Source organism: Rhizobium sp. LC145, assembly GCF_001005825.1.
In the GTDB taxonomy this organism is placed as follows: domain Bacteria; phylum Pseudomonadota; class Alphaproteobacteria; order Rhizobiales; family Rhizobiaceae; genus Neorhizobium.
Genome location: NZ_LBHV01000008.1, coordinates 220,003 through 235,823, shown reverse-complemented (window position 1 = coordinate 235,823; position 15,821 = coordinate 220,003). Strand labels below are relative to the sequence as shown.

Sequence of the window (15,821 nt, the reverse complement as noted above, 5' to 3'; positions counted from 1 at the left end):
GGGGGCTTCGATACTGGGAATCATGCTGCAAGGCAACAAGGCTTTCGCCAAAGAATGGTCCGGCAAGTCATCCGCCTTCCGGAACGAAGCCCCCGGAACCACTACGGCCAGACGAAACCGATCTTCCTGAGCTGTGTGCCGCCGAAATCTTCCATGCCTTCGGCGATGTCGATCCCGCCATACCGGCGGAAGAAACGGGCCGCGTGATCGCTGTCTTCCAGGCACCAGACGACGAGCCCTTCGCAGCCGAGCGATTTAAGCAGCCTGCGGCTTTCGCCGAACAGTCGGCGCCCGAGCCCGACGCCCTGAAATTCGGGCCGAAGATAGATCTCGTAAACCTCACCGTCATGCGGAAGGGCGCGAGCCCGGTTGAGCCCGATCGTCGCATATCCTGCCACCGTGCCGGCGACGTCCAGCACCAGGAGGGTCGCAGGCCCTCGCGTCGCTTTTCGCCACCAGCTCTCGCCGCGCCGCTCAAGCATCTGGGTGAGCGGCTTGTGCGGGATGAGGCCGGCATAGGCTTGCGTCCAGGCAGCGCGATGCACTTCCGAAATGGCTCGGGCATCTTGCGGGTCGGCCCGCCGGACATCGATCGACAACGTTTTCATAACGCTATTGTGGTCCCGCTGCAGGTGATCCGCCATTCCCGCCTGGGGAAGCCGACGGATTGCCCACAGACTTCTCATGTGAACGATGCGGGAAGGTTAACGCCTTTTTAACCCTGGCAGCAAGTCTGCGCCGAATGAAGGCACAAATAAAAAACCCCGGCGTTCAAGCCGGGGTTTCGAAGGGCACATAGGGCGTTTTCAGCCTAGCGCGACGCGAGATTTTTCGAATCGCTTGCGGTCGTTGGCATCGAGGTAAATCTTGCGCAGACGGATCGACTTCGGCGTCACTTCCATCAATTCATCGTCCTGGATCCAGGAGAGCGCGCGATCGAGCGTCATGCGGATCGGCGGGGTCAGCCTGACGGCTTCGTCCTTACCGGCTGAACGGATGTTGGTGAGCTGCTTGCCCTTGAGGACGTTGACTTCGAGGTCGTTGTCACGGCTGTGAATGCCGATGATCATGCCCATGTAAACCTTTTCGCCCGGCTCGATGATCATCGGACCGCGGTCTTCAAGGTTGAACATCGCATAAGCGACGGCTTCGCCGGCCTGATTGGCCAGAAGAACGCCGTTGGTACGGCCGGCAATCTCACCCTTGAACGGCTGATAGTCGTGGAAAAGGCGGTTCATGATCGCCGTGCCGCGGGTGTCGGTCAGCAGTTCCGACTGGTAGCCGATGAGGCCGCGGGTCGGCGCAAGGAACTTCAGACGAACGCGGTTGCCGCCCGACGGACGCAGCTCGGTCATTTCGGCCTTGCGCTCGGACATCTTCTGAACAACGACACCGGAATGTTCTTCATCGACGTCGATGACGACTTCTTCGATGGGCTCCATCATAGTGCCGTTCTCGTCCTTGTGCATGACGACACGCGGACGCGAAACGGCCAGTTCGAAACCTTCGCGGCGCATGGTCTCGATCAGGACGGCGAGCTGAAGTTCGCCGCGGCCGGAAACGTAGAACGAGTCCTTGCCTTCGGCTTCTTCGATCTTCAGGGCCACATTGCCTTCTGCTTCTTTGAACAGGCGGTCGCGGATAACACGGCTCGTGACCTTGTCGCCTTCGGTGCCGGCAAGCGGGCTATCGTTGACGATGAAGGACATGGTAACGGTCGGCGGGTCGATCGGCTGAGCCGTCATCGCTTCCGTAACAGAGGGATCGCAGAACGTATCGGCGACAGTTCCCTTGGAGAGACCGGCAATCGCTACGATATCGCCTGCCTGCGCTTCCTCGATAGGCTGACGCTCGATGCCGCGGAAAGCGAGAATCTTGGAAATACGGCCGGTTTCGACCGTCTTGCCGTCCTGGCTCAAAACCTTGACGGCCTGGTTTGGCTTGATCGAACCCGAAGCGATACGGCCGGTGATGATACGGCCGAGGAACGGGTTGGCTTCGAGAAGCGTGCCGATCATCCGGAACGGGCCTTCTTCGACCACCGGCTCGGGAACGTGCTTGAGCACGAGATCGAGAAGCGGCGCCAGACCTTCGTCCTTCGGACCTTCCGGATTGACATTCATCCAGCCATCGCGACCGGAACCGTAGAGGATCGGGAAGTCGAGCTGCTCGTCGGTAGCGTCGAGATTGGCGAACAGGTCGAAGACTTCGTTGATGACTTCTTCGTGGCGGCCGTCCGGACGGTCGATCTTGTTGATCGCGACGATCGGGCGAAGACCGACCTTCAGCGCCTTGCCGACCACGAACTTGGTCTGCGGCATCGGGCCTTCCGACGAGTCGACGAGAACGATCGCACCATCCACCATCGACAGGATACGCTCGACTTCACCGCCGAAGTCGGCGTGACCGGGGGTGTCGACGATATTGATGCGGTGGCCCTTCCACTCGACCGAGGTGGCCTTGGCGAGGATGGTGATCCCGCGTTCCTTTTCCAGGTCGTTGGAATCCATCACGCGCTCGGCCACGCGCTGGTTCTCGCGGAAGGAGCCAGACTGTTTCAGGAGTTCGTCGACGAGGGTCGTTTTCCCATGGTCAACGTGCGCGATGATCGCGATGTTGCGAAGTGCCATATTGGATATCTCTGAAGCTGAGGCGCACTAACGGGAGGACGCGCCATATTTCGTTGGCGCGCTCATACCCGTTTTTTTGCATTTGCGAAAGGGGGCTAGCCAACCACTCTCGGCAGGACTGCCCTGCAGTGCCGATCAGGCATCGCTGCCGGCGAGTTCCTCGACCATGGCAAGTCCCTTTTTCCTGAGCATGGCCTGGGGATCGGGAAGCTTGCCGCGGAAGGCCCTGTAGGTTTCCTCCGGATCGATCGAAGCGCCGACGGAATAGATATTGTTCTTCAGTTTGCGCGCCATCACCGGATCGAAGACATTGCCGGTTTCCTCGAAGGCGGCGAAAGCATCCGCATCGAGCACTTCCGACCACATGTAGGAATAATAACCCGCCGAATAGCCGTCGCCCGAGAAGACGTGCTGGAAATGGGGCGTGGCATGCCGCATGACGATTGAGGTCGGCATGCCGATCTCGACAAGCACTTGCCTCTGCACTGCCATCGGGTCTTCGACTATATCTCGTGTGTGGAAAGCCATGTCCACCAGTGCGGACGAAGTGAATTCCACTGTCGCAAAACCGGCATCGAAGGTGCGGGCAGCCAATACCTTATCGAGAAGTGCCTTCGGCATGGGTTCGCCGGTCTGATGATGGACGGCGTATTTTTCGAGGATTTCCGGCACGGTCAGCCAGTGCTCGTAAAGTTGGGAGGGCAGCTCGACGAAGTCGCGAGCGACCGCCGTACCCGAGACGGACGGATAGGTGACATCCGAAAGCATACCGTGCAGCGCATGGCCGAATTCATGGAAAAGCGTGCGTGCATCGTCGAGGGAGAGCAATGCCGGCTTGCCTTCGGCCGGCTTGGCGAAATTGCAGACATTATAGACGATCGGCAATTCGCCCGTCGTGCCATTCGTCAGCGGCAGCTTGTGCTGCGACTGGAATGAACTCATCCAGGCTCCGGAACGCTTGGAAGGCCGCGCAAAATAGTCGCCCAGGAAAAGCGCCTTCAACGCTCCCCCTTTTTCCCGAATCTCGAAAACACGGACATCGGGGTGATAGGCTGCAACGCCTTTGACCTCCGCGGCCTCAATGCCGAACAGGCGTTCGGCGACATCGAAGCAGGCCTCGATAATCTTTTCGAGCTGCAGGTAAGGCTTCAATTCGGATTCGGAAAAATCGAAGGTCCGCTCGCGCAGCTTTTCGGCGTAGTGCCGCCAATCCCAGGGCATGACCTCGTGGTTTCCGCCCTCCTCCGCAATCAATCCAGCAAGGCTTGCCTCTTCCTCCAGCGCCTTGGCTCGCGCCATCCTCCAGACCTCGCGCAGCAGCTTGTCCACCGCCTCCGGGGTTTTCGCCATGGTGTCGTCGAGCTTGTAATCCGCGAAGTTCTTGTAGCCGAGAAGCCCCGCCTTTTCGGCGCGCAGCGCCAGCATTTCCCGCACGATGCCGATATTGTCCCTCTCGCCGCCGTTTTCGCCCCGTGCAACCCAGGCCTTGAAGGCCTGCTCGCGCAGATCCCGGCGGCTGGAGAATGTCAGGAACGGCTCGATGATCGAGCGCGACAATGTCACAGCATAGCCGTCTTCACCGCGCTCGCGAGCCCCCGCCGCCATGGCATCGCGCAGGAAGGAAGGGAGGCCTTCAAGATCGGCCTTGTCCGACAGCTTAAGCGACCATTCCCTCTCGTCGCCCAGTACATTCTGGCCAAAACGTGCGCCGAACCCGGCCAGCTTCTCGTTGATGTCGGCCAGCCGCTCCTGTTCGGCTTTGGCAAGCTTGGCACCGGCGCGCACGAAGCCCTTCCAGTGGCGTTCCAGCACTCGCTTTTCCTCGACGGTAAGGCCGAGTTCCTCCCGCTTTTCCCAAAGGGAATCGATGCGGGCGAAAAGAGCTGCATTCATGCCGATCTTGGAATAGTGCCGCGACATCCTCGGCGCGATTTCGCGCTCCAGCGTCTGAATCCTATCATTGGTGTGAGCACCGGCCTTGTTCCAGAACAGCGCCGAAACCCGTGAAAGCTCGTCACCCGCGATTTCCAGCGCCACGACCGTATTGGCAAAGCTCGGCTCGTCTGGATTGTTGGCGATCTGGTCGATTTCAGTTTCGTGGGCTGCAAGCGCCGCATCGAAAGCGGGCGCAAAATCCTCATCCCTCACCTGATCGAATTGCGGCAGGCCGTGATGGCCGTTCCAGTTCACGAGCGCGGGGTTGGGGAAATTTGCCATCGAAACATCCTTTGAAATGACAGGTCGCCCTCATATAGGCGAAGGCGGAGGGAATGTTATTACCGGTGGACATGTACCTTCGGCAAGAAAGCACATCTCGATGGGGTTTTGTCCCTCCCGGACAGCTTTCGCGAACACATTTGCGTTGTCAACGCGATCTACGGCCGCTTTTCATTGGCGCTTGCCCGGAAAGATAGTAAGCGTGCCTTACGAATTTTGTGAGGAACGATGGGCGCCCGTCCCGATCTCTATACGCTTGGCTTTCTGGTCAGCGACAGTGCCCGCTTGATGCGGGTCGCCTTCGAGCGGCGCATCAGCCAGGCAGGGCTCGGCATCACGCCGGGAGAAGCCAGGGCCCTTCTCACCATTGCTGCGGCCGGTGGCAGCCGTCAGCTCGATATCGCAGCGCGCATGGGTGTCGAGCCGATGACGCTCTGCACCTATCTCGACAAGTTTCAGGCCTTGGGATTGATAGAGCGTCAGCAATGCTCCGCAGACCGGCGGGCAAAAAGGATCACCCTCACCGAAAGCTCCGGCGATCTGATCGAGCGCGTGCGCAACGAATTGCGTGCCGTGATGGTCGAGGCCACGGAGGGCATGAGCGAGGAAGACCGGTTTCTGCTCGACGATACCCTGAAAATCTTCAACGCCAACCTTCAGATGGCCAATAGCTCTCCCTCCCCCGCCGCGGCAGATGAAAGCCGATAGTTGCGCGCCCATGCCCGCCGCGATGAGCGAGCGCCGCACCACCCTGCTCGGCGCGCTGCTGACGGCGGTAGGGCCTATCTCCATGGCTATCTATACGCCGGCCATGCCGGAACTCGTCCGGGCCTTCGGCACGACGGAAGCGGCCATAAAGCTCAGCCTCTCGCTTTATTTCGGCGGGTTTGCCCTTGCCCAGCTCCTGGCCGGCCCCGTCTCCGATGCCTATGGCCGCCGGGTGGCGACGATCATCTTTCTCTCGATCTATCTGGCAGGGTCGATCATGGCTGCCTTCGCGCCGACGGTGGAGTGGATACTGGCCGCCCGTCTGGTGCAGGGCATTGGCGCTTCGGTAGGCCTCACCGTCTCCAGGGCGGTTGTACGCGACCTTTTCGTCGGCCCACAGGCAGCCCGCATCATGAACATGATCGGCATCATCCTGGCGATCGGCCCCGCTATCGGTCCGACGATCGGCGGATTGGCGGCCTCGAGCTTCGGCTGGCAATCGGTCTTCCTGCTGATGATCCTGTTCGGGCTCATCGCCCTGACGAGCTGCATGCTGTTCCTGCGCGAAACCGTGGTGCCGGACAGAGATCGGTTGAAGCCGCTGAAACTCTTCTCCGCCTATGCCGGGTTGATCGTCGACCTGCGCTTCCTCCTGCCCTCCCTCGTGTTGGGAGGGACGATCGGCGCGCTCTATGCACAGGGAACCATGCTGCCCTTCGTGCTGATCGATGCTGTCGGCCTCAGCCCCACGCAGTTCGGCCTCGGCATGCTGATGCAGACCGGCGCCTATCTGAGCGGCTCCGTCATCTTACGGCTGGTCTCCAAACATCTCGCCGGCCCACAGGCGGTGGTGATCGGGCTTTGCTTCAGCGGCGCGGGCGGCACGCTGATGCTTCTCTCGGTCTTTTTCCTGCCGCTCTCGTTTCTCTCGATCATGGGGCCGGTCGCCGTCGCTACCTTCGGCATGGCGTTCCTGACACCTCATATCATCACCATCGGCCTTGCGCCTTTCCCGCACATGGCGGGGTCTGCAGCCGCTTTGATGGGATTCATCCAGATGGGTGGGGGCTTCGCCGGCGGAGTGGCCGCCTCCGCGCTCGGCGAACCGCTGACCTCGCTCGGCATCATCATCCCCTGCATGCAATATCTCGCCGTCGGCAGCTACGTTTTCTACCGGCTGACCGGCCGCCAATAAAAAGCCCGCCTCCTCATTCAAGGAGACGGGCGCAGGATCGTTTTTTCGGTTCGCTTACTGGCCGAGATTGCGCTTGGCGAGCGTTCGCAGTCTGAGTGCGTTGAGCTTGATGAAGCCCGCCGCATCCTTCTGGTCATAGGCGCCCTGGTCGTCCTCGAAAGTGACCAGCTTGTCGAAGTAGAGCGATTTCTCGCTTTCCCGGCCGGTGACCATGACATTGCCCTTGTAGAGCTTCAGCGTCACTTCGCCTTCCACATGCTCCTGGCTCTTGTCGATCAGGGCCTGCAGCATTTCGCGTTCCGGCGAGAACCAGAAGCCGTAATAGATGAGCTCTGCATAGCGCGGCATCAGCTCGTCCTTCAGGTGCGCGGCACCCCGATCAAGCGTGATGGATTCGATCGCGCGATGTGCGGCGAGCAGGATGGTGCCGCCGGGCGTTTCATAGACGCCGCGGGACTTCATGCCGACGAAGCGGTTCTCGACAAGGTCGAGGCGGCCGATGCCGTTGTCGCGGCCATAGTTGTTGAGCGTCGCCAGCAGCGTTGCCGGAGACATGGCTACGCCATTGATGGAAACCGCGTCGCCTTTCTGGAAACCGATCTTGATGACGGTCGCCTTGTCGGGAGCGGCTTCCGGGGAAATCGTGCGCATATGCACATATTCCGGAGCTTCCTGAGCCGGGTCTTCCAGAACCTTGCCCTCGGACGAGGAGTGCAGCAGGTTCGCGTCGACCGAGAACGGCGCTTCGCCCTTCTTGTCCTTGGCGACCGGAATTTGGTGCTGTTCGGCAAAGTTCAGGAGATCCGTGCGGCTCTTGAAGGACCAGTCGCGCCAGGGGGCGATGATCTTGATGTCCGGGTTCAGCGCGTAAGCCGAAAGCTCGAAGCGAACCTGATCGTTGCCCTTGCCGGTCGCGCCGTGGGCGATCGCGTCGGCGCCGGTCTTTTTGGCGATCTCGATCAGGTGCTTGGAGATGAGTGGCCGGGCGATCGACGTACCCAGCAGGTAGACGCCTTCATAGACGGCGTTGGCGCGGAACATCGGGAAGACGAAATCGCGCACGAACTCCTCGCGCACGTCCTCGATGAAAATTTCCTTGATGCCCAGCATCTCGGCTTTCTTGCGGGCGGGTTCCAGTTCCTCGCCCTGGCCGAGATCGGCCGTGAAAGTCACCACTTCGGCGCCGAGTTCGGTTTGCAGCCATTTCAGGATGATCGAGGTGTCGAGGCCGCCGGAATAGGCGAGAACGACCTTCTTAACGTCTTTCGGGAGTGCCATTTGATTTCAAGTCCGTCTACGGTGAGGCGGCCCGGTCAAGCCGCGGTTTCCAGGGGATCGCGGCACTTTTAGCGAGTTTATCGGTAGGTGCAAGGGAAAGCGGCTCCTGTAACACCCCTGCCATGTTGACGGGCTCTATTCGGGAAACCATATCGCTAGTTACCGCACCGCAATATCAAACGGGAGATCGCAGATGGCAGTCACTCATCCTGCTCTGAAGAAAGACAATGTCGCGGTCGTTACCGGTGCTGCATCCGGTATCGGGCTTGCCGCCGCCAAGGAATTCGCTCGCCTCGGTCTCTCGGTAGTGCTTGCCGATCTGGAGGGCGATCGTCTTGCCGAAGCCTGCCGCGAGGTCGCCGCGCTTGCCGAGGACGGCGAGACGGATGTGGCCGCCATCGGCACGGACGTTTCGAAGCCGGGCGAGATCGAAGCGCTGGAAAGGGCGGTGCTGCAGCGTTTCGGACGCGTGCATGTGCTGATGAACAATGCCGGCATCCAGCCGGGCAGCAGCCTTTTCGGACCGCAGGCCAACTGGGACAATGTATTCGCGGTCAACCTCCTCGGCGTCATACAGGGTGCGCGCATCTTCGGGCCGGGCATGATCGCCCATGGCGAGCCATCGCTCATCATCAATACCGGCTCGAAGCAAGGCATTACCACACCGCCGGGCGACCCGGCCTATAATGTCGCCAAGGCCGGCGTGAAGGCTTTCACGGAAGCGCTTCAGCACGAATTGCGCAACACGCCCGATTGCAAGGTGACGGCGCATCTCCTCATCCCCGGCTTCGTCTATACCGGTTTGACGGCACATGGCCGCACCGAAAAGCCGGAGGGCGCCTGGACGCCGGAACAGACAGTGGAGTTCATGCTGACCAGCCTGGAGCGGGGAGACTTCTACATTCTCTGCCCCGACAACGACGTCGACCGCGCGACCGACGAGCGCCGCATGGCCTGGGCGATCGGCGACATCATCGAGAACCGCCCACCACTGTCCCGCTGGCATCCCGATTTTGCCGAAGCGGCGAGAGCGTTCATCGCAAGACGCGGATGATTGGCATTCGATGAAAAGCCGGATATTGAAGGTGCAGGCTTATCGGCTTTCGTGAGAGTGCCATGGATTTCTTGCCCAATTTGTCTACCCTCCTCGCCTTTACGGCGGCAAGCCTGCTGCTGGCGCTGACGCCCGGCCCCGACATGACGCTCTCGATCAGCCGGGCGCTGGGGCAAGGGCGGCGGGCAGCACTTTTCGTGGTGCTCGGTACCAGCCTCGGCGTGGTCTGCCACACGCTTCTGGTGGCCTTCGGCATTTCCGCGCTGATCACCGCCTCGCCGACGGCCTTCTTCATTCTCAAGACGGGTGGGGCCGCTTACCTGCTCTGGCTCGCCATCCAGGCGATCCGCTTCGGTTCCAGCTTTTCGGTCAAGAAGGTGGAGCAATCCAAGAGCAGCGCGCTCGCCAATATCTCCACCGGCTTCTGGGTCAATATCCTGAACCCGAAGGTCATCATCTTCTTCATGACCTTCCTGCCGCAATTCGTGACGGCACACGATCCGGCCGTCACGCAGAAGCTCATCTTCTTCGGCATCTTTTTCATCGTGCTCGGCATGCCCGTGAACGTGCTCGCAGCGCTCGCCGCCGACCGGCTGTCGAATTGGCTACAGGCAAATCCGAAGGTACTGCGCGGCATCGACTACACCTTTGCCGGTGTCTTTTCCGTCTTCGCCGCGAAGATCTTCCTCACCCAGGCAAGGTAAGCAATTCCAGCAAAAGTGTGCAGCGGTTTTGCGTCTGGAATTGCGTAAAACACAACTACTCAGCCGATCAGCAGCTCGTCGTCGTCGAGGGTCTGGCCGCGCATCTTGCGGAACATCTCGATCAGATCTTCGACCTGAAGGTTCTTGCGATTGTCTCCGGCGACGTCGAGCACGATCTCACCGCCGTGAAGCATGACCGTGCGATGGCCGTAGTCCAGCGCCTGGCGCATGGAATGGGTGACCATCAACGTCGTCAGCTTGCGCTCGGAGACGATCTTCCGGGTGAGGTTCATGATGAATTCCGCCATCCCTGGATCGAGCGCGGCGGTATGCTCGTCGAGAAGCAGCACTTCGGAACCCGCAAGCGTCGCCATCACGAGCGAGACCGCCTGGCGCTGGCCACCGGAAAGCAGATCCATCCGGTCGCTCATGCGGTTCTCGAGGCCGAGATTGAGGTCCGCGACCCGTTCGCGGAAAAGTTCGCGGCGCTTCGGACCGAGTGCCGCGACAAGACCGCGCTTTTCGCCACGCCGTGCGGCAAGGGCGAGATTTTCCTCGATCGAAAGTGACCCGCAGCTTCCCGCCAGCGGGTCTTGGAAGACCCGGGCGACGAGACCCGCGCGCGCCGCGGTCGCTTTTCGCGTGACGTCGGTTCCACCGATCACCACCTGTCCTTCGGTCGCGATGACATCGCCGGCGAGCACGCCGAGCAGCGTCGACTTTCCGGCCCCGTTGGAGCCGATCACGGTGACGAAGGAACCTTCCTCGATCGTCAGGCTGACGCCGTTCAGCGCCTGTTTCTGCAGCGGCGTGCCGCGCCCGAAGATAACCTTGATGTCCTTGAGCGAAATCACGATGCAGCCCCTCCGCGACGAAGGCGAGGCAGGACGAGCGCCACGGTGACGAGCAGGGCCGTTACGAAATTGAGATCGGAAGCCTGGAGGCCGAGCACATCAGTCGAGAGCGCCAGCTGGATGGCGATGCGATAGAGGATCGAACCCAGCACGCAGCCGATGAGCGCGATCAGTATGCCCCTGGTGCCGAGCAGCGTTTCTCCGATGATGACGGCTGCGAGACCGACGACGATCGTGCCCACGCCGGAAGTCACGTCCGCAAAGCCATTGGTCTGGGCGAAAAGCGCGCCTCCCAAGGCGACGAGCGCATTCGAGATCGCCATGCCGAGATAGATCTGCCGGCTCGTGTCGATGCCCTGAGCGCGGGCCATCCGGGGGTTCGCGCCCGTCGCGCGCATCGAAAGCCCCACGTCGCTTACAAGGAAGCGCCAGACGAACACGATGGCCACGATGACAAGTATGCCGACGAAAAGCGGCCGGACGTAGAACTCCCTCAGGCCCAGGCCGAAGAAGGGGCTCAACATCGTGTCGGCGTTGATCAGCGCGACGTTCGGTTTCCCCATCACGCGCAGGTTCACCGAGAACAGGGCGATCATCGTGAGGATCGACGCGAGCAGGTTGAGGATGCGGAAGCGGACGTTGAGAAGCGCCGTCACCATTCCCGCGAGAGCACCCGCGACCATGGCTACCGCAGCGGCCAGCCAGGGATTGACGCCTGCGATGATGAGAACCGCGGTTACAGCCGCGCCGAGGGGAAAAGACCCGTCGACGGTAAGGTCGGGAAAATCCAATACCCGGAAAGCGAGGAAAACGCCGATGGCAACGAAGGCATAAACCAGCCCCAGCTCGACAGCTCCCCAGAAAGCGATCTGACTCACCTTGTCAGCCCCTTGTCTCTTTTCTTTGCGCCCCCGCCACTTCTTTGGCGACGGCGAATGGTTTCAAATAACACGAAACCGCTCCCATCCAAGATGGGAGCGGCCGTGCCTGACTATTTCGGACGTTCTTTACTCGATCACGCGGCTTGCGCGGCTGAGAACGCCTTCTGGCAGCGTGACGCCCATTTTCGCGGCGGCGGCCTTGTTGACGACCAAATCGCTGCCAGCAGCGATCTTCACCGCGATATCGCCGGGATTTTCGCCCTTGAGAATGCGCACGACCACTTCGCCGGTCTGCTTGCCGACATCGTAATAGTTGAAACCGAGCGCCGCCAACGAACCGCGCGATACTGAATCCGTATCGGCGGTGAAGAGCGGAAGCTTGCCTTCCTCGGCAACCGCAACGGCGCCTTCCAGAGCGGAGATGATCGTGTTGTCGGTAGGAACGTAGATCGCATCTGCACGGCCGACGAGGGCGCGAGCGGCGCCCTGCACCTCAGCCGACTTGGTGGCGGCGGATTCGATGACCGTCAGACCTGCCTTCTCGGCTTCCGTCTTCAGCACGGCAAGAAGCGCGACCGAATTGGCCTCACCCGAATTGTAGAGATAGCCCACGGTTTTCACCTCCGGCAGGATCTCCTTGATCAGCGCCAGATGCTCGCCGACGGGGGACATGTCCGAGAGACCGGTGACATTGCCACCGGGCTTTTCCATGTCCTTGACGAGCTGCGCGGCCAGGGGATCGGAAACGGCGGTGAAGACCACCGGAATATCGCGCGTGGAGGAAACGACCGCCTGCGCGGAAGGCGTGGAGATCGGGACGATCACGTTCGGGCCTTCGCCGACGAACTGGCGGGCGATCTGAGCAGCAGTCGCCGGGTTCCCTTGCGCCGATTCATAGATGAACTTGAGGTTCTCTCCGTCCTTGTAACCGGCCGCAGCAAGCGCATCGCGAACGCCGTCGCGCGCCGCATCGAGAGCAGGATGCTCCACGATCGCCGTCACGGCGACCGTAACATTTTCCGCCGCAGCGGGCAGAGAGAGCGCCAGAGTGGCGGCAAAGGCGAGCAGAACCGAGCGCATGTTTTCCTCCGTTTATGATCTCGGCGTTTGTAGGGAAAGGACAAGCCAAAATCAATTGGTGGAAACCGGGGACAAAGATTAATCCTGCTTATTCTTGCCCTATTCTTCATCCTCGCCATGACCGGCGATCATCATGGCTTCGAAAGCCAGTCGCTCGGTCTTGCGCATGCGTTCCGATTCCGACTTGAGCTGACCGCAGGCGGCGAGGATATCGCGGCCGCGCGGAGTGCGGATCGGCGAGGCATAGCCGGCTTGGTTGATGAAGTCCGCGAACTTCGCGATCTGCGCCCATTCCGAACACTGATAGTTCGTGCCGGGCCAGGGATTGAACGGAATGAGGTTGATCTTGGCCGGAATACCCTTGAGGAGCTGCACCAGCGCCTTGGCGTCTTCGAGACTGTCGTTGATATCCTTCAGCATCACGTATTCGAAGGTGATGCGTCGCGCATTCGAAAGCCCCGGATAGTTGCGGCAGGCCTCGATCAGTTCCTTCAGCGGATATTTCTTGTTGATCGGCACCAGCATATCGCGAAGCTCGTCGCGCACCGCATGCAGCGAGATCGCCAGCATGACGCCGATCTCCTCGCCGGTGCGGTAGATTTCCGGCACCACGCCTGAGGTCGACAGGGTGACGCGGCGCTTCGAGAGCGAAAGCCCGTCGCCGTCCGTCGCAATCAGCAACGCCGTCTTGACGCTTTCGAAATTGTAGAGCGGCTCGCCCATGCCCATCATGACGATATTAGTGATCTTGCGCTCACCGGTCGGCACGAAGGCGCCCGGCGGCGTGTCGGTGCCGGGGAAATCACCGAGCCGATCGCGAGCGAGCAAGAGCTGGGCAAGGATTTCCTCGGCGGTCAGATTGCGCACCAGCCGCTGCGTTCCCGTGTGACAGAACGAACAGGTGAGCGAACAGCCGACCTGACTTGAGATACAGAGCGTGCCGCGTCCTTCTTCTGGAATATAGACGGTCTCAACCTCGACCGGACGACCGGCGCCGCGCGGCGGAAAACGCAAGAGCCATTTGCGGGTGCCGTCATTGGAAACCTGTTCCTCCACGATCTCGGGACGCGCGATGGTGAAATGCGCTTTCAGCATTTCACGCATGTCCTTGGCGACATTGGTCATCGCGTCGAAGTCGGACACACCGCGGATATAGAGCCAATGCCAGAGCTGGCTGACGCGCATGCGCACCTGCTTTTCCGGTACGCCCTTTTCCTTCAATGCTTGCGCCATGTCCTCGCGCGTCAGGCCGATCAGCGACGGTTTGCCGGACATCAGATCAGGCCGCGGTACGAGCGGCTTCTTGAGGGGACTGGCAATAGCAGCCTCGGTTGCGGACATCTGTCTCTGTTCCTGCTCGAATGCACATGACCTTTCCCGCACCAGCGAACGGGGGAACAAGGGCATGTCTGTGCGTGAAACCTGCTTCAGTCGATCGCACGTGGGCGCCGGACTGTCGTTGCGAGGCGCTTTACCATCAATTCGCCCGCGCGTCACTACTTGCGTATCATCGGACGTAACGGCCCTCCAAAACGCGTAAGGGCCAGTCGAAGGACCGGCCCTTTGCAATCCGCCGTTAGCGAACGGAATTTATCTGCAGCTTTCGATCTGCTTAAGCGCAGCCGAGATGCCCGACAGAGAATAGGAATAGGAGGTCTTGGTGCCGCGGGCCGACGTGGCGTTCACTGTCATCGAGCTGCCGGACCTCATGGCGGCGACCAGCGCAGGCTCCTCGGCGGCATTCTCCACCCAGGCTGCCTTATCCTTGGTGAACATCACGAAGCTCTTGCCGTCGACCGTCACGTTGACCTTGGAATTGGCCTGCAGCGTATAGCCCATCATCGCCTGCGGCTCGTAGGAGATATTCTGTCCCGGACGCTGCGAAACGATGAAGAAGATATCACCGTGGTCCACGGCGGCTGGCTCCTTGGCGGTCGGAACCGAAAGAACATAGCAGACCGTGTTGTTGCCGGATTTGTAGGAATATGCGCCCCAAGCCTTGAACTGCTGGATGCGTGTCGGCGATTGAGCCGATGCAATGCCGGCGCTCGCCAGCGTGAGGGCCAATACGGTTGCAATAATTCTTACAGACATGATCTCCTGCCGGTTTTCTTATCGTTTCCAAGGGCCCGACCGGGCAAGCTTGTCAGGCATGGTCGTAATACGGTTTAATTTGACTTAATTCTGGTTACCAAACCGTCAACGCTGCCTTGAAAATTGGATTTTTGTCTTATTCCCAGCCAGTCTGCACGCAATCGTTACCAGTCACGAGGCATCGAAAAACGTAAGGCCCACCCGGGAGTTCCACCCATCGGCGAACCACTGACATAAGGATTGGGGCAAGAGTTTGTCTTTATCCCCGCGCCTCCGATGACATTAGATTGTTCAACTATTGATTGGAATAGGCCATGCCGGCCCATGGTGTAATCAACTATTTTGAGGAATCGGCCTGAAGCTCCGGGTCGTCTGCAAGCGCCTGATCCGCGGCATCGTAGTGCCGGTCGGCGATGTGGCCCTGGATCATCCTGAAGGCGGCTGCGAGCACCGCAACGTCATCGGTGAAGCCCGCAAGCACGAAGAAGTCGGGAATGAAATCCAAAGGCAGGACGAAATAGGCGAGAGCGGCGAGCAGCACGCCGCGCACACGAGCCGGCGTCCTGGGGTCGATCGCACAATAATAAGCCGCCACGAGATCGCGACTGAATGGAACATAACGGACGGCGCGCTTCAGCGTGGGCCAGAACTTGGCCTTTACCTGCTTCTCACGGCGTTCCCGCGTATCCTCGTCGCCGGGCAGGAGGATTTCGCCAATCTTCACGTCATCCATGTCGATCTCCGGAAAACACGGCAGCAAGCCGCGCCAGCCCCTATATGGGTGACAGGAGAGCGAGTTCAATCGCGGCGGGCAGCGAGCTTGTCCATGAGCCGGGCAAGCTTGAAATCCAGTTCCGTCAGCCCTTTGGCATCATGGGTGCTGAGCGTGACGTCCACGCGGGAATAGACATTGAACCATTCCGGATGGTGATTGAGCTTTTCTGCCGCAAGCGCGCATTCGGCCATGAAGCCGAATGCCTCGGAAAAATTGCGGAACTTGAAGCTCCTGGAGATCGCATCGCCCTCGGAACGCAATTCCCATCCATCGAGGGTCTCGAGTTCGCCTGCGATTGCTTCGATATCGAGCTTTTCACGTGCCATTCGCATGGCCTCCAGATCGACGTCT

Annotated in this window: 15 protein-coding genes; 4 read left to right on the top strand and 11 right to left on the bottom strand. The window is 60.3% G+C overall.

The window, feature by feature from the left end:
* Window positions 1-101: 101 nt before the first annotated feature.
* The 3 genes from YH62_RS21230 to YH62_RS21220 form a co-directional block, all read right to left on the bottom strand.
* Window positions 102-608, bottom strand: a complete 507-nt coding sequence (locus YH62_RS21230) for a GNAT family N-acetyltransferase (protein ID WP_046796271.1) — start codon at window positions 606-608, stop codon at window positions 102-104.
* 198 nt (window positions 609-806) lie between these two features.
* Window positions 807-2,630 (bottom strand): translational GTPase TypA, encoded by a 1,824-nt coding sequence (typA, locus tag YH62_RS21225; RefSeq protein WP_046796270.1) that lies wholly within the window; start codon window positions 2,628-2,630, stop codon window positions 807-809.
* 135 nt (window positions 2,631-2,765) lie between these two features.
* Entirely contained in the window at window positions 2,766-4,847 is a 2,082-nt protein-coding gene (locus tag YH62_RS21220; protein WP_046796269.1) for a M3 family metallopeptidase, read from the bottom strand.
* A 228-nt stretch (window positions 4,848-5,075) separates the two neighbouring features.
* Between YH62_RS21220 and YH62_RS21215 the strand changes: the two genes are divergently transcribed.
* Together YH62_RS21215 and YH62_RS21210 are read left to right on the top strand one after the other, a co-directional pair.
* Window positions 5,076-5,555, top strand: coding sequence for a MarR family winged helix-turn-helix transcriptional regulator (locus YH62_RS21215; protein ID WP_046796268.1), 480 nt, complete (start codon window positions 5,076-5,078; stop codon window positions 5,553-5,555).
* A gap of 22 nt (window positions 5,556-5,577) precedes the next feature.
* Window positions 5,578-6,750: a multidrug effflux MFS transporter gene (locus YH62_RS21210; protein WP_046796420.1), complete on the top strand. Its 1,173-nt coding sequence runs from the start codon at window positions 5,578-5,580 to the stop codon at window positions 6,748-6,750.
* 54 nt (window positions 6,751-6,804) lie between these two features.
* Here the strand turns inward: YH62_RS21210 and YH62_RS21205 are convergent, their stop codons facing one another.
* A complete protein-coding gene (locus YH62_RS21205; RefSeq protein WP_046796267.1) occupies window positions 6,805-8,028 on the bottom strand; it encodes an argininosuccinate synthase in 1,224 nt (407 codons plus the stop codon).
* Window positions 8,029-8,221: 193 nt separating this feature from the next.
* On the opposite strand from YH62_RS21205, the gene YH62_RS21200 reads away from it, so the two are divergent.
* Together YH62_RS21200 and YH62_RS21195 are read left to right on the top strand one after the other, a co-directional pair.
* A complete protein-coding gene (locus YH62_RS21200) occupies window positions 8,222-9,082 on the top strand; it encodes an SDR family NAD(P)-dependent oxidoreductase (protein WP_046796266.1) in 861 nt (286 codons plus the stop codon).
* A gap of 62 nt (window positions 9,083-9,144) precedes the next feature.
* Window positions 9,145-9,786: a LysE family translocator gene (locus tag YH62_RS21195; RefSeq protein WP_046796265.1), complete on the top strand. Its 642-nt coding sequence runs from the start codon at window positions 9,145-9,147 to the stop codon at window positions 9,784-9,786.
* Window positions 9,787-9,845: 59 nt separating this feature from the next.
* Here YH62_RS21195 and YH62_RS21190 read toward each other — a convergent pair whose 3' ends face one another.
* From YH62_RS21190 to YH62_RS21160, 7 genes are all read right to left on the bottom strand, one after another.
* Complete coding sequence (locus tag YH62_RS21190; protein WP_046796264.1) at window positions 9,846-10,640, bottom strand: ABC transporter ATP-binding protein; 795 nt, start codon at window positions 10,638-10,640, stop codon at window positions 9,846-9,848.
* The gene (locus YH62_RS21185) at window positions 10,637-11,518 is read right to left on the bottom strand and encodes an ABC transporter permease (RefSeq protein ID WP_046796263.1); all 882 of its coding nucleotides are present in this window, start codon (window positions 11,516-11,518) and stop codon (window positions 10,637-10,639) included. Before YH62_RS21185 ends, YH62_RS21190 begins: the two co-directional genes overlap by 4 nt.
* Window positions 11,519-11,647: 129 nt before the next feature.
* The gene (locus tag YH62_RS21180) at window positions 11,648-12,601 is read right to left on the bottom strand and encodes an ABC transporter substrate-binding protein (protein WP_046796262.1); all 954 of its coding nucleotides are present in this window, start codon (window positions 12,599-12,601) and stop codon (window positions 11,648-11,650) included.
* 99 nt (window positions 12,602-12,700) lie between these two features.
* Entirely contained in the window at window positions 12,701-13,876 is a 1,176-nt protein-coding gene (rlmN, locus tag YH62_RS21175) for a 23S rRNA (adenine(2503)-C(2))-methyltransferase RlmN (RefSeq protein ID WP_137326862.1), read from the bottom strand.
* 315 nt (window positions 13,877-14,191) lie between these two features.
* The gene (locus tag YH62_RS21170; RefSeq protein WP_046796260.1) at window positions 14,192-14,695 is read right to left on the bottom strand and encodes an invasion associated locus B family protein; all 504 of its coding nucleotides are present in this window, start codon (window positions 14,693-14,695) and stop codon (window positions 14,192-14,194) included.
* A gap of 337 nt (window positions 14,696-15,032) precedes the next feature.
* Complete coding sequence (locus YH62_RS21165; protein WP_046796259.1) at window positions 15,033-15,428, bottom strand: YkvA family protein; 396 nt, start codon at window positions 15,426-15,428, stop codon at window positions 15,033-15,035.
* A gap of 65 nt (window positions 15,429-15,493) precedes the next feature.
* Window positions 15,494-15,796, bottom strand: a complete 303-nt coding sequence (locus YH62_RS21160) for a 4a-hydroxytetrahydrobiopterin dehydratase (protein WP_046796258.1) — start codon at window positions 15,794-15,796, stop codon at window positions 15,494-15,496.
* Between the last annotated feature and the right edge of the window lie 25 nt (window positions 15,797-15,821).

Coding starts and splice junctions, on each gene's coding strand:
- YH62_RS21180 (WP_046796262.1), bottom strand. CDS start 12,601: ATGCGCTCGGTTCTGCTCGCCTTTGCCGCCACTCTGGCGCTCTCTCTG.
- YH62_RS21195 (WP_046796265.1), top strand. CDS start 9,145: ATGGATTTCTTGCCCAATTTGTCTACCCTCCTCGCCTTTACGGCGGCA.
- YH62_RS21160 (WP_046796258.1), bottom strand. CDS start 15,796: ATGGCACGTGAAAAGCTCGATATCGAAGCAATCGCAGGCGAACTCGAG.
- YH62_RS21210 (WP_046796420.1), top strand. CDS start 5,578: ATGAGCGAGCGCCGCACCACCCTGCTCGGCGCGCTGCTGACGGCGGTA.
- YH62_RS21165 (WP_046796259.1), bottom strand. CDS start 15,428: ATGGATGACGTGAAGATTGGCGAAATCCTCCTGCCCGGCGACGAGGAT.
- YH62_RS21170 (WP_046796260.1), bottom strand. CDS start 14,695: ATGTCTGTAAGAATTATTGCAACCGTATTGGCCCTCACGCTGGCGAGC.
- YH62_RS21200 (WP_046796266.1), top strand. CDS start 8,222: ATGGCAGTCACTCATCCTGCTCTGAAGAAAGACAATGTCGCGGTCGTT.
- YH62_RS21205 (WP_046796267.1), bottom strand. CDS start 8,028: ATGGCACTCCCGAAAGACGTTAAGAAGGTCGTTCTCGCCTATTCCGGC.
- YH62_RS21215 (WP_046796268.1), top strand. CDS start 5,076: ATGGGCGCCCGTCCCGATCTCTATACGCTTGGCTTTCTGGTCAGCGAC.
- typA (WP_046796270.1), bottom strand. CDS start 2,630: ATGGCACTTCGCAACATCGCGATCATCGCGCACGTTGACCATGGGAAA.
- YH62_RS21220 (WP_046796269.1), bottom strand. CDS start 4,847: ATGGCAAATTTCCCCAACCCCGCGCTCGTGAACTGGAACGGCCATCAC.
- YH62_RS21230 (WP_046796271.1), bottom strand. CDS start 608: ATGAAAACGTTGTCGATCGATGTCCGGCGGGCCGACCCGCAAGATGCC.
- rlmN (WP_137326862.1), bottom strand. CDS start 13,876: ATGTCCGGCAAACCGTCGCTGATCGGCCTGACGCGCGAGGACATGGCG.